Consider the following 24,778-nt stretch of genomic DNA (forward strand, 5'->3'; position numbering starts at 1 on the left):
AATTGATAATTATTTTTTTAAAGCTTCGTATTCGGCAAGAATATCATCGTATTCATAGAGTCGAAGTTCATGGTGCACTTTGTCAACCTCCCATGGCTTGACAGTCAAAGTATGAATCCACGGAAACATTCGGAAACTGGTCGTGAAATGTTGAAATACAGTTGAGTTGTGCAAGCGGCGTTGTTCATTGTATCTTCGTGGCGCAATTTTTCTCTCCGACATCAAGCTATTAATGGCAGTTTGATCGGGCATGAACATTCGATTGGTTTGGCATAACTTGAGTGCGTCAGCAAAAAGGCCGGTCGTACGAATCTCTGGCATGTTTAATAGCAAAATACCTGAATTAAGATAATGAAATTTACCAAAGATTCGACGGAAGACCCATTTACCATAATAATCAAGTACACCCACTAATTGAAGGTGATCAAGTGACTGATGATAGAAAGTACTGCAATCCTTGCGACAAATGACATCAGTATCTAAATACAATAAACGGTCTGGTAATTCTGAAACTTGATCAGCATAGAGCCGCAACATACAATTTGGTGTAAAAATTGAATTCATATTTGCCACTGGCGGCTGTTTGGCAACTAAGTTAGAAATATCAATTCTGTGAACGCCATTTTTAACATTTTTTTCTTTAACTAAGTTTGCTAGTTTTTGTGTCGTCTTTTTAGGCAGTGGAAAATAATCTTTGCTGGCAGTATGGATGCTGGCAGTTAAAACATAGATATTTAATGGTTCCGAAACGTTTTTTAACAATGATATTGTAGAAATCAGCAATCCGTCTCCCATTTTTTGGTCCCCACAGTATAAAATGTTCATTTTACAACCTCCTCTCGTAATTGAGATACGCATAAGAGCTATTCTGACTGCGTTTCTCAAATTGTAACATTACTTTGTCATGAAGGTCTTTTTGACGTTGCTTCGCAGGTAAAGAAGTATCAACGAAAAAGGGTCCGTCAAGATAGACGGTAATGTTAGGTTTTTGGTGCCATTTCGAGGCTTGGTAAGTTGTTGTCATCGTATAGACCGGAGCGGGATGATAACTGGGATAATGAAAGCTCGTTTCATTAAATGGCCTGATTCTAGTCGCAAAAGGCCAGACGTGTGCTTCTGGATAAATGACAACCGTATGATTCTGATCAACTTGTTGGTAAACTGCCTCAGTAAAACGGTGCATATCACGAATGTTATTAGGAATTGGTAACCCACCCCCTAAAGGAATCAACCGACCGATGATAGGGATGCCCAAGTTAGCCGGAGAAACGATGACTGCTGGATGATGGATGACACAAAAGGGACTAAAAACATCGCCCTGAGGTTGAGTGTGATTCGCGTAAAGATATGCGCCACTGTGTAACTGTTTAAGCAGGTTTCCATTAACATAACGAATGTGTAGCCACCAGTGGCAATAAAAATAGGCAAAACCGCTGATCAACCACTGAAATACCTGTTGTATGCAGATATAAACACTATTTTTTTGCCATTTATAGGATTTGGGCAGTTGATAATCCTGCTGGTGACTTTTTATAACGTCGTCAGTCAGTGATTGATAGAATATGGTTTGACCATTTTTGAATTTCAAAAGATCGCCTCTTTCCTATTGTAAGTGAGCACTCACTTTCTTTGATTCACCTTGAGTATATGAAATTGGCACTGATTACACAACCCTTACTTCGATAGAATTTGATGGTTAAACGACAATTTATGGACAAATTGTCGTTTAACAGTACAAAATCTTTTGATTTGATGATAAGTTAGTTTCGGGAGGAAACTGAAATGACAGATTTGAGAGTTGTTAAAACCAAGCAAGCCATCGAGTCCGCTTTCGTTAGCTTAGTTCTTGAGGAGGGATTTGACCGAATAACGGTGAGTGAACTTGCTGCCAAGGCAATGATCAACAGACAAACGTTCTATCAACATTATCTTGATAAGTTTGATTTGGCAGAGCAAATGGGCCAAGAGGTTTTAAAAATGTATGATAAGCTCGGCGAACAACGCATCAGCTTGAGTCGTCAAAATAAAAACGTGATTCAAATTGTTGATGAGGTTCGACCGACTTTGCGAGAAGTTTTTCATAATCACCGTCAGGAAATTACCGCTTTGTTTAAGATTCATATGAATAATTTTGATCTGAGAATTGAGCTCACCAAACGCGTTCAAGGCGTGATTAGTCAGTTACTCTCAGGCCAAGCTTCAGAGTTTGAACTAGCAATTTTGACAGGGATCATTTCAAGTATGATTACTTATTTATTGACGCATGATGACCTGCCAAGCGATGAAGAAATTGCCGAAGACTTAGTCCGTATCAAGCGTTTGTTTAGTTAGGAGAAAAATTTGATTACTATAAAATCCGCCCGTGAGATTGAAAAGATGCGTGCATCCGGTGCCGTCTTAGCTGGCGTCTTGAATGGGTTACTTGACGTTATTGAGCCGGGGATCTCAACATGGGAGATTGAAAAATTTGCGACGACTTACATTGCAAAACATGGCGCGACTGCCGAGGAAAAAGGTTTTGAAGGCTATCAATACGCAACGTGCGTGAACGTGAATGATGAAGTTGCCCACGCGACACCCCGTAAAAAGCTTATTTTAAAATCAGGCGATGTGGTGGCCGTTGACCTAGTTGTTAACTTAGACGGATATTTGAGTGATGGCTGCCGCACTTATGCTGTTGGAAAAGTTACCGCCAACGAGCAGCGATTACTGGACGTCACCAGAAAAGCGCTTTACCGTGGCATTGATCAGGCTATAATCGGTAATCGGCTGGGAGATATTGGAGCTGCTATCCAAAATTTTGTGGAAAACGAAAACCATATGGGTGACGTCCGTGAATTAATTGGTCATGGCATTCAACCAACCATGCATGAACAGCCAGATGTACCTGCATATGGTGAAGCTGGCAAGGGTTTACGTCTGCGTGAAGGAATGACGATTACGATCGAGCCGATGGTCAATTTAGGAACCAGAAAAATTCGAGCTCAGGAAACTGCCGACCATTCGTGGGAATATTACGTTACTGCCGATGGTTTACCTTCCGCGCAGTTCGAACATACGTTAGCAATTACCAAGGATGGGCCAAAGATTTTGACGTCTCAAGATCCTACTCGGGATGCTAAATACCTTTAGCTTGTTAAAATCAAAATTTAAGGCAAATCTCCCAAATACAGCTATACTGTGGTTATTAGGCATAGAGGGAGAGAAGAATTATGGATCAAGTACTTTTATTAGTGATTATTTTAGCCGTAGTTGTGTTAGCTAATATTTTAGCTCGGCACGTCATGGTTATCCCGCTACCCTTCTTTTTAATTGTTCTTGGACTTGTGTTGGCACTTTTACCGGTGTACGACGGGTTTCATTTAAACCCGTCAATGTTTTCATTTGCGATTATTGCACCTTTACTATTTAACGAAGCACAGAACAGCTCCCGATTTTGGATCGGCAGGTCAATCACTAATATTTTGTCTCTGGCAGTTGGTTTGGTGGTTGTGACCGTTCTAGCTGTTGGGTTAAGTATTCACGCACTTTATACGATTTTGCCTCTTAGCTTAAGCTTTGCTTTAGTGGCAATTGTGGCGCCTACGGATGCGTCCGCGGTCAATTCTATTTTTGAAGCCAACCCGATTGCTGAAGAGCAATCCGCAACGCTACAACACGAGTCGTTATTTAATGATGCAGCTGGAATCGTTATTTTTGACATGGCATTAGCTGCCTACATTTCTGGTACCTTTTCGCTTGAGGGCGCGATTGGGACGTTCATGTGGGAGTTCCTGGGTGGCCTGCTATTCGGTGGTTTAATTGGTGTCATTGTGGTCAGCACACGCTTATTTTTGATTCGTCACAACGATGATACGCCGTTGATCATGGTACTCATTCAGCTACTGACGCCATTTCTGGTGTATTTACTGGCTGAGAAACTTGAACTTTCAGGCATTTTAGCCGTGGTGGCAGCGGGGTTAGTTCAGGGGTCGGAAAGGGATAAGCTTCGGCTGACTTCCTCTCGTATGCAGATCGTCACTAGCAACGTTTGGGAGATCGTCAGCGGTGTTTTGTCAGGTACTGTCTTTGTTTTACTGGGTCTATCATTACCAGATGTCATTAATATTTTAAATGAGCACGTAGATCCAAATATCACGATTATTCGGCTATTTTTCATCGGGTTATTCTTATACGCGGTCAAAGGTGCGATTCGATTAATCTGGACGCGGTACTTACTTAAACGGCGAACTAAGACCGACCACGTATGGCGAGATAGCCTTGTCATGGCGTTGAGTGGCGCTAATGGGACCATCACGCTCTCACTTGCGTTTTCGATTCCTAATCAGGTCAACGGGCATCCCTTTATGTTGCGGGGGCCGCTGATTTTTGTGGCAGCAGTTGTTATTTTAACCAGTTTGATTTTACCGACGATCTTTGTGCCACTGCTTTTACCCGCGCAAGAAGAGTCACAGCCGCGTTTCAAATGGGTACGGCGAATGATCCAAGCAGGGATTAGTGATCTAGTAGCTGAAAAGCAACATCCTGGCGAAGCTCAAATTGTGATTGATTCGTTGCAACAACAGTTGATTTTGGACAGTACACCTAAATTACGGATCGAGCGTCAGATCATGCGGCAAACCCATGATGTGGAGCGTAAAAAGGTTCAAGAAATGTATCAAAATGGTGATATCACTGAAGATGAGATGGTTTACTACAATAAGTTTCTGGAATTAAATCACTTTTCTTCTGATGAAAAAGTTTGGAAAAACGTTTTGTTGAGGATCCGGTTTAGCTTGCATATTGGGACGCTTTATAAGGATCTGCACCGGGCTCAAGAGGCGTTCTTAACTGCCCCGGTTGCCTTGGAAGAGGTTTATTGGCGTGAGCAGTTTGAAAAACATGGTGAGGACATTTTACCGATTGAAGAAGCTGGATTTAATGCAGTCATGGACTTTTTGAAGCAAAATAGCGGCGCAAACGGTGTTGAAACCAACATGGTACGTCGCTTCTACCGAACTCGTCACCGTCGTATTCGCAGTGGCGACGTTGATCCTGACATTGTTTACCAGTTGTTTATGCGGGCCTTCCACGCGGAATATGAACTGATTCAAAGAGCAATTGCCAATGGCGATATCAACGCGGATCTAGCCGAAAAGTTACAGCAACGAATCTCATTTGATGAGATCACTTATATTCAAAATAGTGAATCGTATCAATAAGAAAATAATGCTTGTGTTTCTTGTGTGAAATTAGTAACATAGTATATAGTAGGAATGGTTTTGTAAGCTTTGGGGATAAAGTTGCGTTGCGCATTGGCAGGTATTACTACTGCTACGATGTGGACTAGCGCTGATAATGAACAACCAATATTCAGAACTAAAAAGGGAGATGACGTGATGATCGATTACACACTCAAAATTCGTAATAAGGTGACTTCTAGAGACATTGTGGTTTCCTATCGGGCAACGGTTGATAATGACCAAAAGGATCTGACGACCGGTGAAATGAAGTTTGACCTTGGAGCCGCCAATGTTGACTATCTTACGCACAGTCAATTTGTTCTTGGAATTGTTGAAACTGTCATTTTAAGGTTGAATCCCAGTTGTGTGCTTGACCGGATCGAAGTTGACCAATCGGCCAATCGACTGAAACTACAAATCCCCAATACGCAAGAATTTCGAAATTATATTCAAGAGCATCACTTATTGAAAAATGTCGCACAAACTGCCGTAGCAAATGGACATCGGGCAATAAACGTCTCAATTTCAACTCCTTTTAAGTTGGGTTAGATTGGGAACTAAATACAGACAAGCACTTCTAAATATTGAAGTGCTTTTTTTATGCAAAGCCTGTAAAGTCACTAAGCCCATGCTAAAAAATAATCCAAATATTTATAATAATTAGGTTTCCAATCAAATTATTTGTAGAATTTTTGGCTGTTGTAAAAGTCTGAGATGACTTGGTTTGCCGGTGAGTGAGCCAATTTTATCACTAGACTCTTTTTTGAATGGTAATTTTCAGAGGGTAAAACAATCATTCAAGAAAAGCACTCATTTCACGCAGGTAATTTCTAAATGATAAAGGTGATCCCAGAAATTGTTAGAATTAGACAATCCTAAATTAACAGTTCGATGTGGGACTTTAAATAGTGTAGTTGATAGGCAAAAATTAATGGGAATTTATATAATTTTATTGAGGAGCTTGTTAATGATTTTATTCATTAATTAACAGCTTAATCCATAGTAGCACCGCTTTATCAGGTGATAATTAAGTTTCTATTTATCAATAGATTGGTGAAAAACTTAGTAATTTTGCAGTTTTTGGTTTTCTTCAAGTGGGAATTGGTTGTATAATTATTTTTATAGAAGTTATTTATAGGCATTCTAATTTGCAAACGATCTTTCGGTTTTTTGATAATCAGTTGATCGCGTTTACAAATGTTGATTTATTTTATTGGAGGAATTGATATGGATAATAATTGGGCGAAACGGTTGCTCGGGGGATTATTATTGCTGTTTAGCTTGTTGTTAAGTGTAACCGCTTTAAACGTTAGTCAGGCATTTGCGGCGGACTACTCGAATGGCTCATATACTGTGAGTGTTCAATCATCGACTACAGCACCTCAATCTACTTCAGCATTGACTTTTGAAAATGGTCAAGCTTTAGTGAAGAATAATGAGGCCACGGTTGAGTTGAAGGCTTCGCAAATCGATGGTCATGGTATTAAGAGTGCGATTGTGAATGGCAAAAAAGCTGAGATCAAAAAGCCATCGACAATTCAGTTTAGATTGCAGGCGGGGGTGCCCACGTTAGAAATCAAGGTACTTGAAAATGGTTCCACAAAGGTAATGGCCTATAAACTGACTTTGAAATGGCAGAAGTCTAGTTCGGCTAAAACAATCAAGGCTTCAACGCCTTCAAAATCGGCAACTGCTGCAAGGGCTGATGCGTCCTCAAACGCGACGGCAAATAAAACAGCGACGAATGGTTCCGCAGTTACTGCTGACACGGCAACATCCGGTTCACAGATCAAGCCCCTTAATTCGTCAGTCACTGAAATGACATATCGGGTTTTGCAGGCAAATGGCAAGTCAACTTCTGAAGCTAATAAATATTATACGCATAAGGCTGATGTGCAGAAACTGGCTGATGGCAGCTACAAAGTCACGATGCATGTTGATTATGGCAAGAACTCTGGGATGACTGCAAAGGGATTTGTACCCTTAACAGTTAACGGTAAAAAAGTTAGTGACGTTAAGTATGGGTCAACAGCTAAGGATTACACAGCTAGTTTTAGTTTTACTGTTTCCAGTTTAGCTGCACTAACAAAATCACCGCTTAAAGGTACGATTCACGTGACAGTTTCCCTTGTAAATATCAGTTCTAATTTCGTGATTTATTATCAGTTCAATGGTGCGGCAGGGAACACGAGTAGCGTTTCAAGCTCAGCTAGTTCTTCGAATTCGGCCAGTAATGGTTCACCAGCGAAGGTTCTGATCAAGCGTCAAAAAGCCAATCGGCCATCTCAAACAAGTAGTCGCCGGTTGCCACAGACTACTGAAGCCAAAACAACTTTAGCATCATTTGCGGGCATTTTGATATTGGTAGCATCGTTTAGTGCCGTTATATTCAAGAAAATTAACGTTCTTTAAAATATAATTTGGTGTCTAAAATAACTTTCTAGATGATATAACATTTTTCAGAAAGGCAGGTTCAGAAATGAAAAGAATCAAATGGTTTTTAGGATTGCTAGTGATTGCTGCTGTTGGATTTATATTTGCATCGGTGCCAACCAATGCCAGTGCTAAGTCGATCAACTTTCAAGCATTAGCCTATGGCACGAACAAGACATCAATGGCAAGTCAGTATTTCGTTAAACCGGCATCAGTTAAGGTTTCGCACCATAAATACGTGGTCACAATGCGAGTTAAGACTAAAAAAGCCTTGTCATCATTTCCGGTCAAGATGATTTCAGTCAATGGCAAAAAGCCGCAACACGTCCGCAAGGTGAAGGATCACGCCGGAAATTCTAATTTGTATTATTCGTTTACAACTACTAATTTAAAAAAGCGCGTTCACGCTAAGCTTCACGTCAGCATTCCAAAAGTTTATACCGCTACGCATATGATTACTTTTAAATTCAGTACTAAAGGACTCCCAAAATTAAAATAGTAAACGAATTACGTTAACGTTTTGGTATTTTTGCCTGATGTCGAATCGACGGCTTCAGATCTGATTTAGAACGAATATCTTAATTTAAACAAATGCAATTATTTCTATAATGATACTTAAAATGGAGGAGTTAGTTATGAAATTATACGGATTGAAAAAGGTTGTTGGGGAAGGCTTAGTCACTGTTTCTGTGATTTTAGGTGTTGGGGTGATTGGGCAAATCAATGCGGATGCTTCTAAGTATCAAGATGGTACTTATCAAGTTCCCGTTCATATATTAAAAAAGGGGACAAGTGAGTCTTCTTTAGCCCAACAATTTTTTAATAGCTCAGCTAGTGCAACCGTTGCAAATGATGATGCCAATATGTCACTGGGAGTCAATGCTTCTGGGCAACCTTACATGAAGGGCACTCAAGTTGACGGTCAAAACGCTTTAAGCGCCGACAGTAGCTCGTTAAATTACCAAGTACCAGTTGGCACTGATAAGAGTAATGTTGACTTCGAGCTTAATACACCAATAGGTTCAATGAACCAGTCTGCTGATTTCCAGTATGATTGGTCTGGGGTTCCATTAGCAACCCAAACAACACAGACTACCACAACGGGTACCAACAATGTTGATACGGGAAATCAGACTCAGACTAATGGTCAAGGCAGTACAACGAGTACCGGGCAGCAAAATGTGACCACTTCATCAACTTCCACAGCAGCATCGTCAGCGACATCCACACCAACGGCGACTACCGTGGCGGGCTCAACTTCTCAAAAGAAACAATCAACGTCTCAGAATGTTTCACACGTCAATTACCAAGTCCTGCAGGCGGACGGTTCATCAAAATCGGAAGCATCTCAATACTATACGCACATTGCTGACATTCAAAAGTTAAGCAATGGGACTTACAAGGTCACGATGCACGTTTCATACGGTAAAAACACCGGTATGGATCCCAAGGGATTTGTTCCACTAACGGTTAATGGGGTCAATGTCAGTGATGTGCAATATGGCTCAACGTCCAGCAATTATACGAATAGTTTTAGTTTTGTTGTGCCAAGTTTGAAAGCACTCAATCAAGGCTTAGTTAAGGGTACCATTCATGTGAGTGTGCCATTTATGCATATCAGTCAAGACTTTACCGTTAACTATGCTTTTGCAGCTACTAGTGATACTGGCGCATCGAATCAAAATCAAGGTCAGAGTTCAGCCACACCAACTGCGACAAGTCAGAAGAAGACCGCCGAGAATCAAAAGCCTTCAGTCGCAACAAAATTGAGTAGCGGGGCTAAAAAAGTGACTGCAGCCAAAACCGCATATCCAACCGCTCAAAACAACGGTTCGGCTAATTCAAGTGTTACTACCCAAGGTACTGGTGTTAATGCTTATGAGTCCGCAACTACTAACGGGCTTAAGACACCTGCAACTCATTCAAAATATGCTACTGGTAAATTGCCACAAACAAGTGAGAACGAATCAATCAGTGCTGTGGCCGTTGGCTTGACCAGTCTTTCATTATTACTCGGGACTCTCATTTTGAAGAAAAAAGAATCTTAATGTTGAGTAGCGATGCATTTCAGAAAAATTTTAAATTTTAATGAAAGCGGGTTTGATAATGAAACGACTCAAATGGTTGATTGGCACAATTGCCTTAGTGTTACTAGGTTTCTTGTTTACGCTACCCATGACTGCTCATGCACAATCCATTAATTATCGTTCTTTAGTTTATGGCACGAACAAGAATTCAATGGCTAGTCCGTACTTTGTTAAACCAGCTAGTGTCAAAGTTGTTAACCATAAATACGTTGTGACGATGCATATTAGGACTGCAAAGAAGCTTCACTCCTTTCCAGTCAAGATGATTTGGGTCGACGGGGAAACACCACAAAATGTTCGCCGAGTCAAAGATCGTTCTGGGAATTCCAATTTATTCTATTCTTTTTCAACTAGGAATTTGAACAAACGAGTCAATGCCAAGCTTGCTGTTGATGTGCCAGGTGTTTACAAAGCGAAACATTTGATCACCTTTAAGTTTAGTACGGTGGGGTTACCTAGTTTACAAAGTAATTCAGCAACTAAGCAGACCACCACGCAAAGTAAAGGAAATCGGACAGCTGGCAACAAGGTTAAAGCCAAGTCTCCGTCAGTAATCAAAAAACAGGCTAATAAGCAAAAGAATCGTCAATCAAAACCAAATCAAGCTTCAAAGGCAACCAATAAGCCAGCAAAAAAAGCCTCTTCTTCAAGTAATGCTTCCAAGACGAGTTCTAATTCTGCTCAACCTTCATCGAGTACTAAAACGAATTCTGCTGATAACAAAGACCACAGTAACAATCATTCACGAGTAGCTTTCTTAATTGTCGGTGTTGTCGTTATCGTTGCCGTTGTTATTGGCGGTAGTTTAGTAGTCATGAGAAGAAAGCATTAGGAGGAGTTAATTTGAAATCGCCGAGAAGAACCGCTTTGATCGTAATCTTGGTCATTTTGGTTGTGGGTGTTGTTGGCGGTTTGTTTGCCAACCATCAATTAGCTAAGAAACGGCATCAAGAGCGGATCGTTGCCACTACTTATGCAGTGGTTCAGATTGCAGATAAGTTGAAACTCCCACTGGTTGGGGTCCCCACGACGGCTAATAAAATGCCAGCACGTTACAAAAACGTGACGCGTGTCGGTAATCCGATGAGTCCTAGTGCGGAAAAGATTGCCTCAACGAAGCCAACGGTGGTCTACAGTGTGACGACCCTTAAAGACCAATTCGGAAAATCCTTTAAGCAGCAACATATCAAACCGTACTTTTTGAACCTACAAAGCGTTAGTTCACTTCAAAAAGTTGTTTCGCAAATGGGTCAAAAATACGACCGACAATCCGAAGCAAAAGCCGCTAACAACCAGATCAATCAGGCGAAAAAGAGGGCTAAACAACGGGCCAATGGTCATCAGCAGCCAAGAGTATTAGTATTAATGGGACTTCCTGGAGCTGGCTACATGGTTGCGACGAACCAGTCTTACGTGGGCAACCTCGTAAAATTAGCGGGTGGCAAAAACGTCTTTAGCTCAAAGTCCCAAGAGTACATGCAACCAAGTGATGAAGCCATTGAAAAGGCGCGGCCACAAGTTATTTTGCGGCTTGCTCACGCGATGCCTAATATGGTCATCCCAGAATTTAACCAAGAATTCAAATCCCAGTCATTCTGGAAACAAACACCGGCCGTTCAGGACAAACGGGTCTATGACCTAACTGAACCCAACTTTGACGCCACGGCTAATATGCGTGCTGCCAAAGCTTTAGGTGAAGTCTCAAAATGGCTGTATCCAGGGAGTAATTAGTATGAGAAAGGAACGGCTCGCCTACGGAATAATTTGTCTCGCCATTCTTGTGACGGTCATCGTGTCACTAATGCTTGGTACACAATTATTTTCACTTTCAGAGCTGTGGCAGGCTTTCACCGGTAATCGTCCGGCAGTTTTAAATACCGTTTTGACGTTCCGATTACCACGGATCGTTGCAGCTTTAGTCGTTGGCGGCATGCTAGCCACGGCTGGTGCTATTAGTCAGTCAGTCTTTCGTAATCGTCTGGCAGACCCAACGATTCTTGGTGTCACTTCAGCTGGTGAACTATTCATGTTATTGGGTGGCTTTTTCCTGCCGGCCTTCGGCTTACAAAAGTTGATCTTGGCATTTTTGGGTGGTTTGGTGGCATTTGCCTTGCTTGCTAACCGAAAAACACTCCGTCATCCCTACCAGTTAATCATCGTTGGGGTGGCCTTGAACCTGACCTTTACGGGGCTTAAACAGTTATTTACCCAGGGTATCGACGTTGGTAATTCACTGGGCTTCAACGGGATGACTTGGTCATCAGCTACCGGACTGGTAATTGCTGGCTGCATTGGTTTGATTCTGGCACTTCTTGTGGCGCCATGGGCTAATGATTTGAAGCTGCCAGATGAGCAGTTAGCGATGGTTGGCGTGCCGGTAATTGCAATTCGGTTAAGTTTGTTAGCGCTAGTTGTGTATTTGTCAGCCGACGTAACTTCGGTTGTGGGCACCATTCCGTTTATTGGTATTATTGTGCCCAATATTGCCCGCTACTTTGTCGGCCATGACTATCAGACCATTTTACCGTTTTCAATGCTTAGTGGTGCTTGGCTGCTTTTATTAGTAGACACCGTGGGACGAGTTGTGATCCTTCCCAGCGAGATCTCAGCTGCCACGCTTATGGCAGTCATTGGTGGTCCGTTTCTGGTTATCCTGGTCCAAAGAGGGGGATTCAATGGAATTAAAACAGGTTAGATACAGCTATCCCGGTTCTGAACCATTGATTGTTAATTTTACGGCTAGTGTGCCACAAGGCAAGATTCTTTCGATTATTGGTCCTAACGGTGCTGGTAAGTCAACGCTATTAAAGCTGCTGATGGGTCGGATCAGCCCTGATTCAGGTGAAGTATTGCTCGATGGGAAATCAATAGCTGCTTATTCTAACCGTGAACGGGCGGCTAAAATTGCTTTGGTCAGTCAACAGCATCAAGTGTTTGATGAAATGGCTGTTAAAGAAGTTGTTAAAACGGGTCGATTACCTTTTCACTCGCTGTTAGCGACCATCGCTGATGAAGAGATTTTACCTTTTTTAAAGGCGGTCGATTTGGACTGGGCAATTGATCGACCATTAAGTTCTTTATCGGGTGGTCAGCAGCAACGCGTCTGGCTTGCCTCTGCGTTGGCGCAGGAGCCAAGTTACCTGTTTTTAGATGAGCCCACAACCTACTTGGACATTCGCTACCAGCAGGAACTGATGAGTTTGATTGACAAGTTGAATGCTGAACAGCACATTACGATTGTTTTAGTGCTGCATGACATCAATCAGGCACTGAAAATAAGTGATCAAGTGTGGCTGCTCAAGCAGGGTCAATTAGTGAAAGAAGGGGCGCCAGATTCAATTCTTGATCAGGATCTGTTGAGTGACACGTTTGAAATGCCAGTCAAGATTGTAAATCTGGAAACTTTTGGACCTTATGTAATTCAATTGACCGCGTAACATCCGGAGTCAAATTAGCTGCTAAATACGGTATTTCAAGCTTTAAAACGCTGCAATTTCACGTTTAAGGATGCTTAAATGTCAATCATCCTGAGCTCCGGGAGAACCTAATCATTATTGGTTTCTGCGTGGTTGGAAGACTATGAATTTTGGATGGCACTGTTAATTTTTAGACACTCAAAAACGCGGGTAGATTCGATAACGAACCTATCCGCGTTTTTGTGTGAGTAAATTTAAAAATGATTAAGATCGTTCTTGTTTATACTTCAGTCTGACTGCGCTGTGGCGATAACCATAACTAAAGTAAAAAATCAGGCCGATCGCCAACCAGATAAAGAAGGCGATCCACGTAAAACGCTTTAGTTCCAGCATTAAAGTTACGCAAAGAATAAATGAAATAATTGGTAAAACTGGGTAGAACGGCACTCGGAACGCGGAATCTAACTTATTGAACTCCGCATTTCGACGCAGAAAAACAATGCCAATGGAGACCATGGCAAAGGCGAATAGTGTTCCGATGTTGACCAGTTCAGTGATCTTATCAATGGGGATCACGCAGGCAAAAAAGCTCCCTAAGATACCAAAGACCCAAGTGTTTGTGACTGGCACGTGAGTCTTGGGATTCAGCCTGCTGAATAGTTTTGGCAACAGACCATCCCGGCTAATGGCAAACACCAGTCGAGTGCCACCATACAAGAAGACGATCAGCACAGTGGTCATACCGATTACAGCCCCCAGTGAGACAATGCCTGAGACCCAATCTTGGTGAATAAAGTGCAGAGCGAAGGCAACGGGATCGGCCACGTCCAGTTTCGTATATTTAACAATTCCCACCAACACGACCGAAAGTGCAATGTAGAGTGCCGTCGCAATCAGTAACGAACCAATGATACCGATCGGCACGTTTTTTTGTGGATTCTTAACCTCTTCGGCAGCCGTGGAGACGGCGTCAAACCCGATGTAGGCGTAGAAGGCAACCGCCGCACCGGAAACGATGCCCTTCATGCCAAACGGCAGGAACGGATTAAAGTTTGCTGGCCGTACGTAAAATGCTCCCACAATAATGAACAAGATGATCACAACGATTTTTAAAATCACCATGATGGCATTGATGCGGGCAGATTCCCGAACCCCGCCGACAAGTAAGAATGAGATGATCATAATGATAATAAATGCAGGAAGGTCAAATATTGCATGAGGCATGCCTGCAGTTCCATAAGCCGCTCGTAAAGCTTCTGGCAAATACCAGTGGAACCCTGCTAAAATATTTTGAAAGTACGACGACCAGCTAGCGGCCACTGCTGAGACGGAGAAGAGATATTCCGAAACGAGAGCCCAGCCCAGGATCCAAGCGATAAATTCGCCGAAAACGGCATAGATGTAAGTGTAGGCACTGCCTGCTAAGGGAATGGTGGAGGAGAACTCAGAGTAGCACAGCGCTGCTAACGAGCAAACGACTGCTGCCAAAACAAATGATAGAAAAGCGCTGGGCCCCGTGTATTTGGCCGCAATGATTCCTGGTGTAATGAAGATTCCGGCACCAACAATTGCGCCCACTCCCATGGTTGTCAGACTAAACGCCGTCAGTGATTTTTCCAAACCGGTCTTTTTAAAAATATCGGTTTTAATATCCTTTCGAAGAAAGAGCGTATGGGCTTTCTTCCTTTCAGCCATTATCAAGATTCCCTTCAAATAATTAGTGATTAATAATAGTATACATCGACTTTTAATCAAATGACACGGCCATGTGAAAATTTACCTTGGACTTTTCAGCGAATTTGTCAGGAATGGTGTTTGCAGAAAAAGTGCTATTTCACTTGTGATTTAAGGCTGGATGTTATAGAATGCTACAAGTGAGGTTACCTCGGTGGCCCCGTTCAGTGATAAAAGAAGAGTAGTTATGAAACAGTCGTCAAGCGAGTCCGGAACGGTGGAAGCCGGGTGCCTGTCATAACGAAGCGCGCTTTTTAGAACGCTAGTTTAATATTCGAGTGGATAGTAATATCAACAAGAGTGGTACCGCGGGTAGTCTCGTCTCTTACAATGTCGATTGTAGGGGAAGGGACTTTTTTTATGGCCTGCGACCTTCAATCACGTTAAGTATAAATTTAAATTCAATAGATCGGAGTTAATTGCTTTATGGACTATAAACAAGTTGTTGCTGATGCGCTAGCTCCCGCTTTAACGGGGACGTTGTCAGCAGAAGATATCTACGCCAAAATTGAACGGCCTAAAGACGTTAACAAGGGCGACTATGCCTTTCCAGCCTTCACCCTTGCCAAAACTTTTAAGAAAGCCCCACAACAGATTGCCACAGACTTGGTCAAACAGATCGATACAAGTCAATTCGACAAAGTTGAAGTGGTCGGCCCCTACTTGAATTTCTTTCTCGACAAGGCGGCTTTTAGCGCTCAGATTTTGGGGCAAGTTCTGACCGAGGGTGCTGATTACGGGCAAAATCAGTCCGGTAAAAACGGAAATGTACCGATCGACATGTCCTCACCTAACATTGCAAAGCCAATTTCGATGGGACATTTGCGTTCAACTGTGATCGGTAATTCAATCGCGGAAATTCTCAAGAAAAATGGTTATCACCCAATTAAGGATAATCATTTAGGCGATTGGGGCACCCAATTTGGGAAACTGATCACCGCATATCTGAAGTGGGGTAACGAAGACGATGTCAAGAAGGACCCCATTACAAATTTAGTGAAGTATTACGTGAAGTTCCATAAGGAAGATGTCGCACACCCGGAACTTGATGATGAAGCCCGTGAGTGGTTTAAGAAGCTTGAGGACGGTGACAAACAAGCTCAGCAACTGTGGTCATGGTTCCGTGAAGAATCATTGAAGGCCTTTAAAGCCATTTATGATAAGTTAGGCGTTCAGTTCGATACTTATAATGGTGAAGCCTTCTATAATGATAAGATGCAAGCGGTCGTTGATGAATTGAAAGCTAAGGGCCTGCTGCAGGAATCCCAGGGGGCTCAAGTAGTCAACCTTGAAAAGTACGATTTGAACCCAGCGTTAATTCTTAAAAGTGATGGCGCATCGCTATATATTACACGTGATATTGCGACTGCCATGTACCGTGAAAAAACCTATCATCCAGCAATGAACCTGTACGTTGTCGGTTCTGAGCAAATTTATTATTTCAAGCAGCTCAAGGCGGTTTTGACTGAAATGGGTCTGCCGTCAGCCAAGAATCTCCACCACATTCCGTTTGGGTTGATCACCGTTAACGGTAAGAAGCTATCTACCCGTTCTGGTCGAATTATTTTACTGGATGCCGTTTTGGATGATGCCATTGAAATGGCTCAAAAGCAGATTGCCGAGAAGAATCCCGATTTGCCTAATAAGGCCGAAGTTGCGCAACAGGTTGGTGTTGGCGCGATTATCTTTGGCGATTTAAAGAACGAACGGATGAATTCGATTGACTTTAACTTGGCTGAACAATTGAAATTTGAGGGCGAAACGGGCCCGTACGTTCAATACGCTCACGCACGTGCCGAAAGTATTTTACGCAAGGCAAGTGGCGTTGACGTTCCAACCAGCGGTGCTAAGATTTCAGATCCAGAAGCCTGGGAGACGTTGAAGGCGTTAGCTGACTTCCCAGATGTCGTTGTTGAAGCACTGAAGGAGTTTGAACCATCTGACGTTGCCAAGTATGCCATTCGGTTAGCAAAGTCCTTTAACAAGTATTATGCGCATTCAAAGATCTTAGCTGAGGATGCCGAAAAAACAGCTCGTTTAGCACTGGTCAAGAGTGTTTCAACGGTACTAAAAGAAGCCTTGCGACTGTTAGGTGTTCAGGCACCAGACGAAATGTAACCGCTAAATGAAAATACTAGCGAGTGGTACAAGCTCCCTTAGGCATCAAAATGTGAGCAAATAGCGTCGTGGATTCCTTTTTTGAGGGATCTGCGGCGCTATATTTGTTTAGTTGACTTGAATTCGCGTTTTAGACGCACATTGGAGCTCGTTGACGGTCTTGAGCAAATTGAAAATTAAGGTTGGTTATGGTGCGAAGAAACTAGTCGCATTTTTAACAATCGTGTTTTGTCACAGCTTTTTGATCTTTTGCGGTAATCGTGTTCTGTAAATAGACAGCGCTTTCAAATAGGCGTAAGATTAGAAAATAATGAGTTTAATGCCCAGAGGTTACCTCAAGTGGCTAAGTAAACATGGATTTATATTAATTTTTCATTTTAGTGGTTCTCCGTTTTAAGACGGATTTTAAAATTTTATTGGATAAAGCAAAATACCGATTTATACTACCTTTGAATACTTATTTAAAATCGAGCTTTCTTTTCGTTTTTCATTTTGTTATAATAATTTCAGTGTTAGTACAGTAAGGGGGCTGCATTAGGATGAAAAAAAGTATTCGTCAATCACGGATTGAACAACTGATCAATCAGTATCCGATTGGGACGCAAGAAGACCTAATGCGTCATCTAAAAGAAATTGGGATAAAGGCGACGCAAGCAACTATCTCACGTGACATTCGTGAGATGCAGGTAGTCAAAGCCCAGGATGGCCATGGACACTTGCGTTATACGATCTTTAAACCCGGTAATAAATCAGAAGAAGAACACCTTCGTGAGACCATCAATGAAGTGGTGATCGGCTTAACGCGGATCGAATTTATGAACGTGATCAAGACGTTACCAAGCAATGGTAATTTGCTAGCTGCGATTTTAGATGATTTAAAATTACCTGAAGTTGTGGGGACTCTCGCCGGGCATGACACGATCTTAGTTATCAGTCCAAACGCTGAAGTTGCTCAGCAACTGAATGATGAAATCGCTGAAAATATGAATCCTGATATTGTACACTAATCGATATTGGGACTAAAACACGCCATGAGTGGCGTGTTTTTTATTTAAGAGCCGGTAAAGTTTGCACTGAAAATCGGTTGCGTTATAAGAATATGATAGAATTGAATGTGCAAAATCTTTTTACATGTTGAGGAATACGAATGAATAATAATCGGGGAAATCGATCAGAGCGTGGTTTTCGAGCAATGATGTCACCCTATTATCAGGCCTTCAAACAGCATTTTGGCCGTTTTTGGCACCGTTATCAGTTAACACGATGGCTTATTGTGGCGGTACTGGCATTAATCTTTGTGGTCAGCGCAACGTTGACTTTTCAGGCCAAAACCGCAAATGTTGGGGACTTGAAGGCTCAGCTTGAAAAAACCACATATATTTATGACAAGAATAATAAACGTGCAGGGTCACTATATGCGCAAAAGGGCACCTACGTACCGTTGAGTAAGATCTCGCCAAACGTTCAAAAAGCGGTGATCTCGACAGAGGACCGTAATTTCTACCACGAGCATGGCTTTTCCGTCAAAGGTATTGCGCGAGCGTTTTTCTTATTGGCCAAAAATAAGCTGTTGCACCGTGACTATATCAGTGGTGGCGGTAGTACTTTGACGCAGCAATTGGTCAAAAATGCTTTTTTGACGCAAGAACAAACGATGACGCGGAAGCTGAAGGAAATTTTCTTGGCAGTGGAAGTTGAGAACGTTTATTCAAAACAGGATATCCTGTCGATGTATCTTAATAATGCCTACTTTGGTAATGGTGTCTGGGGCGTTCATGACGCGGCTGAAAGGTATTTTGGGACCACTTCAGAAAACCTGACAGTTCCCCAGGCAGCTGTTTTGGCAGGGATGCTGACCTCACCAAGTGGCTATAATCCGATTGACCATCCCCAGGCTTCTAAAGACCGGCGGAACGTGGTGCTGGGACTAATGGCAGAAACCGGAGCAATCACTAAGTCACAGGCGGCAGCTTATCAGAAGACGCCAATTGTGACCAGTGATACGTATCAGTCTAAAGATTCTTACCGTTACCCGTACTATTTTGATGCGGTGATCAATGAGGCAATTTCAAAATATGGGCTGACTGAATCTGAAATCTTGAATCATGGTTATAAAATATACACGTATCTGGACCAGAATTATCAGTCCAGTTTGCAAACTAACTTTAAAAACAGCACGTTGTTCCCACAAAATGCCAGTGACGGGACAAAAGTTCAGGCGGCCTCAGTCGCTGTTAATCCAAAAAATGGTGGTGTGATGGCGGTCGTTGGCGGTCGTGGTAAGCACGTTTTTCGTGGTTATAACCGTGCGACGCAGATCACCAGACAGCCAGGGTCGACGATTAAGCCCTTAGCAGTGTATACTCCGGCTTTGGAAAATGGTTATTTCTATGATTCTGAACTGCAAAATAAAAAGACTTCATACGGTTCAAATCACTACACACCTAAGAACTACGACAACGTTTATACCGGTAAGATGCCAATGTATGAAGCGCTGGCGCAAAGTGTGAACGCACCCGCAGTTTGGTTACTGAATAAAATTGGCGTCAATAAGGGCTATGATTCGGTTAAGAAGTTTGGTTTACCTGTGACCAACTCAGACCGTAACTTGGCGCTAGCTTTGGGCGGTTTGAGCAAGGGCATTTCACCGCAGCAACTGGCAGAAGCCTACACTGCATTTGCCAATGATGGTACTCGAACGGATACACATTATATTCGAAAGATCGTTGATGCGTCAGGTAACGTGATCGTCAATAATCCTGATGTCAGGACTCATAAGGTGATGTCACCAAAGGTTTCAAAGCAAATGACCAGCATGATGCTGGGCGTCTTCAACAGCGGAACGGGTGTCACTGCAAAGCCGTATGGGTACTCAGTAGCCGGAAAGACTGGCAGTACGGAAGCTGATGCGACTGGTGATGGCGATGCGACGCGGGATAAATGGATCGTGGGCTATACACCAGACGTGGTATTAGCGACTTGGGAAGGCTTTGATAACACGAACTCAACCCATCACTTGGAAAACTTGAGTGGAACGGGTGTTGGGCCACTCTTTAAGACGGAGATGGAAGAGATCTTGCCGTACACTAAACAGACACCATTTAATACCCAGGATGCCTCAACCTTAGCAAAGGCGTCTAAATCGTCGAACAGCTTCTGGAGTAATGTCCAAAAGGGCGCCGGAAACGTGGGCGACCAGATCCAGCAGGGTGCTAATAACGCGGTGGATAGCGTTAAGAAGTGGTGGCAGCGGTCATTCGGATAGCGTTCAAGCTGTTATTTTAGCTCTACACATGGAAATAAGTTTAAGGTGAAATAGCTTTTTTATGGCAAACGCATAATCTTTGAATTAAATTTAATTTCTACATTTATGTGATGTAAATAACTCATCCTGTTGTCACCCGAACGCCCTTTCGCCTATGCCAGTTTCATGATACAATGTGATGGTATTTAAGACAGGAGGACGTCTCAATGGCAGACATTTTGAAAACTGCTGGGGAACTGCGCGATGCGTTAGTTGCTTCAGATGAATTCACGGCACTTCAAGAGGCTTATTCAACGATGAAGGCTGACCAAGAAGCATTCGACCTTTTTAAGGACTTTCAGGAGTTACAAATGAAGTTGCAGCAAAAGCAGATGCAGGGCCAGCAACTGGAGCAAGACGAGATGAAAAAAGCTCAGGAATTGGCCCAAAAAGTCGGCGATAAACAGGTTATTAAAGCCCTGATGGATAAAGAAAAGGCTGTGAATGATCTATTGGCGAAATTGAACAATGAAATTACAAAACCAATTCAAGATTTATACCGGAACTAATTAGAATCTTTGAATTGAATTTTAATCGATCAAAAACGCCGAAGTGACAGCTTCGACGTTTTTTTAGGAGTGATATTTTGAAGTTTATTCACGCAGCTGACCTGCATCTGGACAGCCCATTTCAAGGACTTCAGCAGTTACCTAAAACCCTGTGGGCAAAGGTCCATAATGCGCCGTTTCAGGCCACCAAACAGCTTGTTCATGATGCGATTACACAGCAGGTTGATTTTGTCCTGCTGGTGGGCGACCTTTTTGACCGTGAAACACAAAGTATTCAAGCCCAAACCTTTTTAAATGACGAATTGCAGCAATTGTTAGATGCTGGTATTCAAGTCATTGTTAGTTATGGTAACCATGATTACATGACGAAGGACCAGCAGCTGCATTTACCAGCCGGCGTGATTATTTTTGGACCAGAAGTCACCACACAAACGATCACTACCGCTGACCGTCAACGAGTCGCTATCAGTGGTTTTAGTTATGCTGACAGATGGATCGACACGGATATGGTACCACAATTTCCAGAGCACCTTGACGCCGATTTTCAGATTGGCATGTTGCATGGGGCAGTTCAGCAGACTGGCGACAATCACTACGCGCCGTTTACACTTTCAGAAATGGCCGCTAAACATTATGATTACTGGGCACTTGGGCACATTCATAAACCTAATCTACTAGCTCAACAGCCGCCAATCGTCTATGCAGGAACGATCCAAGGCCGGCATAAAAATGAACCAGGCGCGCATGGTTACCAGCTAGTGACCTCTGCAGAACATCAGCTAAAGCGGCAATTTGTTGCAGCCGATCAGATTCGTTGGCAAACACTGACGTTAATGGTTGATGAGCAGACGACCGACACCAGTTTGATCAGGCAAGTTCAAAAGAGCTTAAAGGGGCTGCATCCACAGGTATTCGCCTTAGTTGAGCTCCAACTTAATGGCATCGAAAAACTGTCAACTGGCTTGCTTACAAGGCTGACGGATGGCACGTGGCAAGCACGTTTTGACCAGGAACAACAGCGAAACTACGAGCACACCCATTGCTGGGTCTACGAAGTGACTTTGAAAGCGGCCCAGGCTCAGATTCAGTATGCGAAACTAGACGCTGATTTTTGGCAACAAGCTCAGACGGCCGTTTTTACGCAGGAAAACATTGAGTTAACGGCGGGTAAGCTGATGCAGTATCCCTTTTTGGCAGACCATCTACAAGCACCAAAAACGACTGCAGCAATTACGGCCCGAGCTAAAAATGAATTGTTAGCGCAATCACGGCTGGAGGTGGATCAAGATGCGGATCACAAAGCTTAAAATATACGGCTTTGGCCAGTTTAACGACACGGTACTTGATCTAGCCGATGATTTTCAAGTAATTTACGGTGAAAATGAAGCGGGAAAGTCGACGTTGGTAGCCTTCATTACGAGTCTGCTCTTTGGCTTTGCGACTGGAAAACATCGTTACGAGATGTATCAACCAAAACGCGGTTCGCAGTACGGTGGCGAAGTGAGCTTTACCCATGCCGGCACTCATTACTGGCTTAAAAGGGTCGCTGGAACCCATGGTGGTGAGGTGACCTTTCGAAATATTGATACTAATGCTGGACTGGGAAAGGCTGATTTGGAGGCACTGCTTCAGCCCATGAACAGGGAATTATTCCAACAAATATTTTGCTTTGGCGAACGGCAGTTACAAGCCGTTTTTAACCTTAATCGATTTGATTTGGTACAACGAATCCAACGGGTAGGTGCCATTGGCAGTGAGAGCTGGATCGGTTTGACGAAAACATTGACCAGTGAAGCCGGGGAGCTGTATAAGCCCCGTGGCAGGGTTCAGCCATTGGTTCGGTTGCTGCATGAATACGATTCAATTAATGAGAAAGTGGCCTCTGTCAAAGGTCAGTTTCAGCAGTATCAAAGCCTTCAAAGTGAGGCTCAAAAAACGCGGCTGGAATTAAACCAAATTCAGCGAGAGCTCAACCAGCTTAATCAGCAGATTAATCAGTATCAACGTTTGTTACCCATATACGAAAGGTATCAGGCATTAAACAGTGATCCTAAGCAGGCTGCAAATGAGGCAGTGATTTCGGCTGATGATTGGCGTGAAGTGACGCAATTATCCATAGCAATAAAGCAGGCCCAGTCTGAACTGTCGGCGTTGCAGCAACGAATCAAGCAGCAGACTGCAGACCAGGAAGTGACTGCTGACCAGCAATTTTACAGGGATCATCGAGAACGGATCGATAAGTTGGCTACCCAGCTTGCGCCGATGACCGAGTTGCAGCAGCAACAAACCCGACGACAAGCTCAGATGAACAGTGGTCAGCAGGAACTAGCAGAATTGTCAAAACAGTATGGCAGTTCACTGCCACAAGCCGCGGTTCTAAACGATTCGGAATCCCAATCTTTGCAAGTTTTATTTGATCAGCAACAGCATTTGATCATTGAACGGGAGGCTCGAGCAAAGCAGCGTCAAGAACATCAGGCAACCTTTCAAGCATTGACGGATAAAGCGAATTCCGATGCACCCTCTGGTATCGATTTGAAATGGTTGATTGGTGGGGTGGCTGTCATTATCATCGCCTTGTTTGGCTTGAGTGGTATTTTAAGGACTGTGGGCGGTGTAGTTGGACTGTTTGTTGCGGGCTACGGTATTTTCAAACAAACTATTTTTGGTGGTAATCAGTCGGATACAGATTCTCAGTTAGCATTGCTATCGAGCCAACTTGACCAAGATCGTAATCAGCTGACTAAACTTGATCAGCAACTGGTGGAAATTGAAAGTCAAATTACTCAGTTTGGTACTGCTCATCAACTGACTGGTTTTGACACGGCAGACTGGTTGGCTATCCAACCAGATCTTCGCACCTATCAAACGCTTCAAAAACAAGTCGCTGCCCAACAAGATCAGCTAACCCAAGATACGCGAACGCTCCGAACTTATTTGGTTCAATGGCAATTTGCTGGTGATGTTATTGGCTTAGGTGGCAGTGACGACTACCAGTTGCAGTTAATTGGTCAATTTTTATCCGAGAGGCGTGATGAGTCGCAACGCCTGTCCTGGGCTGGAGAAACACTCAAGGCTAATGCAGAACGGCAATCGATGCTTCAAAAGCAACTTCGTGACCAGCAATCCCAATTACAGCAGCGATTATCTCAATACCAAGTAGCAACCGTTGAAGCTTTTGAATCCCGGTATCAGGCTGAGCAGACGCTGACCAAGCAATCGGAACAGCGAAACGCATTGAATGCACAGTTAACAAGCGCTGACCGACAATTGCTTCGCAAAACCGCTTCTAAAGATGACTTGGTCGCTTCAGAGAAGGTAGCCCAGGTAAAACTTAACCAGTTTAAGCAGCAGCAGGGAACTTTGCTGGAACAAGCTTCACGTCAGAATTATCAACTAGAACGGTTAGCGACCAGTGACCGATACCAAAAATTATTACAGCAGCGAGCCGACCTTCAAAGTGAAATTATTTCATTGACGGATGAGTGGCTAACCAAACAATTATTGATCAAATGGATCGATCAAACACTGATGACGGCTTCCCAAGGGAGGCAGCCGCAGATCATTGCGACCGCAGAAACGTTTTTTAAGACGTTGACTGGTGAGCGCTATGACCAGATTATTTTTACGGATCAAACCGTTCAAGTTGAAAGAACCGATGGTCTCAAATTTGATGTCGGCGAGCTTTCCAGTGGCACCGCCGAACAATTATACGTGGCGTTACGGTTTGCCTTTACCAAGGTCATGGCAGATGCGGTTGCCATGCCGATTATTATTGATGATGCCTTTGTTAATTTTGACCGGGATCGCACGAAACGGGCACTTTCAATGCTTCAAAAACTGGCGTCTTCCAGTCAAGTACTGTATTTTACCGCTAACCGCGACAATTTGAGCTTAGTTGCTTCAGATCAGGTTTATCACCTGGAAGCTGGAAAGTCCGAATAAAAAAATGTAG

At 43.2% G+C, this 24,778-nt stretch carries 20 protein-coding genes; 17 read left to right on the forward strand and 3 right to left on the reverse strand.

The features are described 5' to 3' along the window. Positions 1-9: 9 nt before the first annotated feature. Both GM612_RS08025 and GM612_RS08030 read right to left on the reverse strand, forming a co-directional pair. Positions 10-825, reverse strand: coding sequence for a glycosyltransferase (locus tag GM612_RS08025; RefSeq protein ID WP_155431864.1), 816 nt, complete (start codon positions 823-825; stop codon positions 10-12). 1 nt (position 826) lies between these two features. Further along, complete coding sequence (locus GM612_RS08030; RefSeq protein ID WP_155431865.1) at positions 827-1,588, reverse strand: lysophospholipid acyltransferase family protein; 762 nt, start codon at positions 1,586-1,588, stop codon at positions 827-829. Positions 1,589-1,782: 194 nt separating this feature from the next. On the opposite strand from GM612_RS08030, the gene GM612_RS08035 reads away from it, so the two are divergent. The 11 genes from GM612_RS08035 to GM612_RS08085 all read left to right on the forward strand — a co-directional run bounded on the left by GM612_RS08035 (position 1,783) and on the right by GM612_RS08085 (position 13,179). Continuing rightward, positions 1,783-2,331 (forward strand): TetR/AcrR family transcriptional regulator, encoded by a 549-nt coding sequence (locus tag GM612_RS08035; RefSeq protein ID WP_155431866.1) that lies wholly within the window; start codon positions 1,783-1,785, stop codon positions 2,329-2,331. A 9-nt stretch (positions 2,332-2,340) separates the two neighbouring features. Further along, entirely contained in the window at positions 2,341-3,132 is a 792-nt protein-coding gene (gene map / locus GM612_RS08040; RefSeq protein WP_155431867.1) for a type I methionyl aminopeptidase, read from the forward strand. 80 nt (positions 3,133-3,212) lie between these two features. After that, on the forward strand, positions 3,213-5,201 hold the full coding sequence (locus GM612_RS08045) for a cation:proton antiporter (RefSeq protein WP_155431868.1): 1,989 nt from the start codon (positions 3,213-3,215) through the stop codon (positions 5,199-5,201). Positions 5,202-5,378: 177 nt separating this feature from the next. Then, positions 5,379-5,771 carry a hypothetical protein gene (locus tag GM612_RS08050; RefSeq protein ID WP_155431869.1) on the forward strand — a complete coding sequence of 131 codons (393 nt, stop codon included), beginning with the start codon at positions 5,379-5,381 and terminating at the stop codon, positions 5,769-5,771. A gap of 678 nt (positions 5,772-6,449) precedes the next feature. Next, the gene (locus GM612_RS08055; protein WP_155431870.1) at positions 6,450-7,634 is read left to right on the forward strand and encodes a hypothetical protein; all 1,185 of its coding nucleotides are present in this window, start codon (positions 6,450-6,452) and stop codon (positions 7,632-7,634) included. 67 nt (positions 7,635-7,701) lie between these two features. Beyond that, positions 7,702-8,154, forward strand: a complete 453-nt coding sequence (locus GM612_RS08060; RefSeq protein WP_155431871.1) for an NEAT domain-containing protein — start codon at positions 7,702-7,704, stop codon at positions 8,152-8,154. Positions 8,155-8,290: 136 nt separating this feature from the next. Next, positions 8,291-9,703 carry an NEAT domain-containing protein gene (locus tag GM612_RS08065; protein WP_173021251.1) on the forward strand — a complete coding sequence of 471 codons (1,413 nt, stop codon included), beginning with the start codon at positions 8,291-8,293 and terminating at the stop codon, positions 9,701-9,703. A gap of 58 nt (positions 9,704-9,761) precedes the next feature. Beyond that, the gene (locus tag GM612_RS08070; RefSeq protein ID WP_246147664.1) at positions 9,762-10,574 is read left to right on the forward strand and encodes an NEAT domain-containing protein; all 813 of its coding nucleotides are present in this window, start codon (positions 9,762-9,764) and stop codon (positions 10,572-10,574) included. Positions 10,575-10,585: 11 nt separating this feature from the next. Then, complete coding sequence (gene isdE, locus GM612_RS08075; protein ID WP_155431874.1) at positions 10,586-11,473, forward strand: heme ABC transporter substrate-binding protein IsdE; 888 nt, start codon at positions 10,586-10,588, stop codon at positions 11,471-11,473. A 1-nt stretch (position 11,474) separates the two neighbouring features. Then, complete coding sequence (locus GM612_RS08080; protein WP_155431875.1) at positions 11,475-12,437, forward strand: FecCD family ABC transporter permease; 963 nt, start codon at positions 11,475-11,477, stop codon at positions 12,435-12,437. Next, positions 12,418-13,179 carry an ABC transporter ATP-binding protein gene (locus tag GM612_RS08085; RefSeq protein WP_155431876.1) on the forward strand — a complete coding sequence of 254 codons (762 nt, stop codon included), beginning with the start codon at positions 12,418-12,420 and terminating at the stop codon, positions 13,177-13,179. The genes GM612_RS08080 and GM612_RS08085 overlap by 20 nt, the downstream gene beginning before the upstream one ends. Before the next feature lie 243 nt (positions 13,180-13,422). On the opposite strand, the gene GM612_RS08090 is transcribed toward GM612_RS08085, so the two are convergent. Then, complete coding sequence (locus GM612_RS08090) at positions 13,423-14,853, reverse strand: APC family permease (RefSeq protein WP_155431877.1); 1,431 nt, start codon at positions 14,851-14,853, stop codon at positions 13,423-13,425. Between the two features lie 465 nt (positions 14,854-15,318). On the opposite strand from GM612_RS08090, the gene argS reads away from it, so the two are divergent. The 6 genes from argS (at position 15,319) to GM612_RS08120 (ending at position 24,768) form a co-directional block, all read left to right on the forward strand. Next, positions 15,319-17,010 carry an arginine--tRNA ligase gene (gene argS, locus GM612_RS08095; protein ID WP_155431878.1) on the forward strand — a complete coding sequence of 564 codons (1,692 nt, stop codon included), beginning with the start codon at positions 15,319-15,321 and terminating at the stop codon, positions 17,008-17,010. Positions 17,011-17,549: 539 nt separating this feature from the next. Then, a complete protein-coding gene (argR, locus tag GM612_RS08100) occupies positions 17,550-18,017 on the forward strand; it encodes an arginine repressor (RefSeq protein WP_155431879.1) in 468 nt (155 codons plus the stop codon). A 140-nt stretch (positions 18,018-18,157) separates the two neighbouring features. Beyond that, positions 18,158-20,275 (forward strand): PBP1A family penicillin-binding protein, encoded by a 2,118-nt coding sequence (locus tag GM612_RS08105; protein WP_425500342.1) that lies wholly within the window; start codon positions 18,158-18,160, stop codon positions 20,273-20,275. 206 nt (positions 20,276-20,481) lie between these two features. Then, complete coding sequence (locus GM612_RS08110) at positions 20,482-20,823, forward strand: YlbF family regulator (protein WP_155431880.1); 342 nt, start codon at positions 20,482-20,484, stop codon at positions 20,821-20,823. A 77-nt stretch (positions 20,824-20,900) separates the two neighbouring features. Beyond that, on the forward strand, positions 20,901-22,130 hold the full coding sequence (locus GM612_RS08115; RefSeq protein ID WP_155431881.1) for a metallophosphoesterase family protein: 1,230 nt from the start codon (positions 20,901-20,903) through the stop codon (positions 22,128-22,130). Then, positions 22,111-24,768, forward strand: a complete 2,658-nt coding sequence (locus tag GM612_RS08120; protein WP_155431882.1) for an ATP-binding protein — start codon at positions 22,111-22,113, stop codon at positions 24,766-24,768. The genes GM612_RS08115 and GM612_RS08120 overlap by 20 nt, the downstream gene beginning before the upstream one ends. The last annotated feature ends 10 nt before the right edge of the window (positions 24,769-24,778 follow it).

Origin of the sequence: Secundilactobacillus folii (assembly GCF_009720675.1) — a bacterium.
In the GTDB taxonomy this organism is placed as follows: Bacteria; Bacillota; Bacilli; order Lactobacillales; family Lactobacillaceae; genus Secundilactobacillus; species Secundilactobacillus folii.

What these genes read in the sequence shown, in the direction of transcription:
- GM612_RS08025 (WP_155431864.1), bottom strand. Translation starts at nt 825, where the DNA reads ATGAACATTTTATACTGTGGGGACCAAAAAATGGGAGACGGATTGCTG.
- GM612_RS08035 (WP_155431866.1), top strand. Translation starts at nt 1,783, where the DNA reads ATGACAGATTTGAGAGTTGTTAAAACCAAGCAAGCCATCGAGTCCGCT.
- GM612_RS08045 (WP_155431868.1), top strand. Translation starts at nt 3,213, where the DNA reads ATGGATCAAGTACTTTTATTAGTGATTATTTTAGCCGTAGTTGTGTTA.
- GM612_RS08050 (WP_155431869.1), top strand. Translation starts at nt 5,379, where the DNA reads ATGATCGATTACACACTCAAAATTCGTAATAAGGTGACTTCTAGAGAC.
- GM612_RS08055 (WP_155431870.1), top strand. Translation starts at nt 6,450, where the DNA reads ATGGATAATAATTGGGCGAAACGGTTGCTCGGGGGATTATTATTGCTG.
- GM612_RS08060 (WP_155431871.1), top strand. Translation starts at nt 7,702, where the DNA reads ATGAAAAGAATCAAATGGTTTTTAGGATTGCTAGTGATTGCTGCTGTT.
- GM612_RS08065 (WP_173021251.1), top strand. Translation starts at nt 8,291, where the DNA reads ATGAAATTATACGGATTGAAAAAGGTTGTTGGGGAAGGCTTAGTCACT.
- GM612_RS08070 (WP_246147664.1), top strand. Translation starts at nt 9,762, where the DNA reads ATGAAACGACTCAAATGGTTGATTGGCACAATTGCCTTAGTGTTACTA.
- GM612_RS08080 (WP_155431875.1), top strand. Translation starts at nt 11,475, where the DNA reads ATGAGAAAGGAACGGCTCGCCTACGGAATAATTTGTCTCGCCATTCTT.
- GM612_RS08085 (WP_155431876.1), top strand. Translation starts at nt 12,418, where the DNA reads ATGGAATTAAAACAGGTTAGATACAGCTATCCCGGTTCTGAACCATTG.
- GM612_RS08090 (WP_155431877.1), bottom strand. Translation starts at nt 14,853, where the DNA reads ATGGCTGAAAGGAAGAAAGCCCATACGCTCTTTCTTCGAAAGGATATT.
- argS (WP_155431878.1), top strand. Translation starts at nt 15,319, where the DNA reads ATGGACTATAAACAAGTTGTTGCTGATGCGCTAGCTCCCGCTTTAACG.
- argR (WP_155431879.1), top strand. Translation starts at nt 17,550, where the DNA reads ATGAAAAAAAGTATTCGTCAATCACGGATTGAACAACTGATCAATCAG.
- GM612_RS08105 (WP_425500342.1), top strand. Translation starts at nt 18,158, where the DNA reads ATGAATAATAATCGGGGAAATCGATCAGAGCGTGGTTTTCGAGCAATG.
- GM612_RS08110 (WP_155431880.1), top strand. Translation starts at nt 20,482, where the DNA reads ATGGCAGACATTTTGAAAACTGCTGGGGAACTGCGCGATGCGTTAGTT.
- GM612_RS08120 (WP_155431882.1), top strand. Translation starts at nt 22,111, where the DNA reads ATGCGGATCACAAAGCTTAAAATATACGGCTTTGGCCAGTTTAACGAC.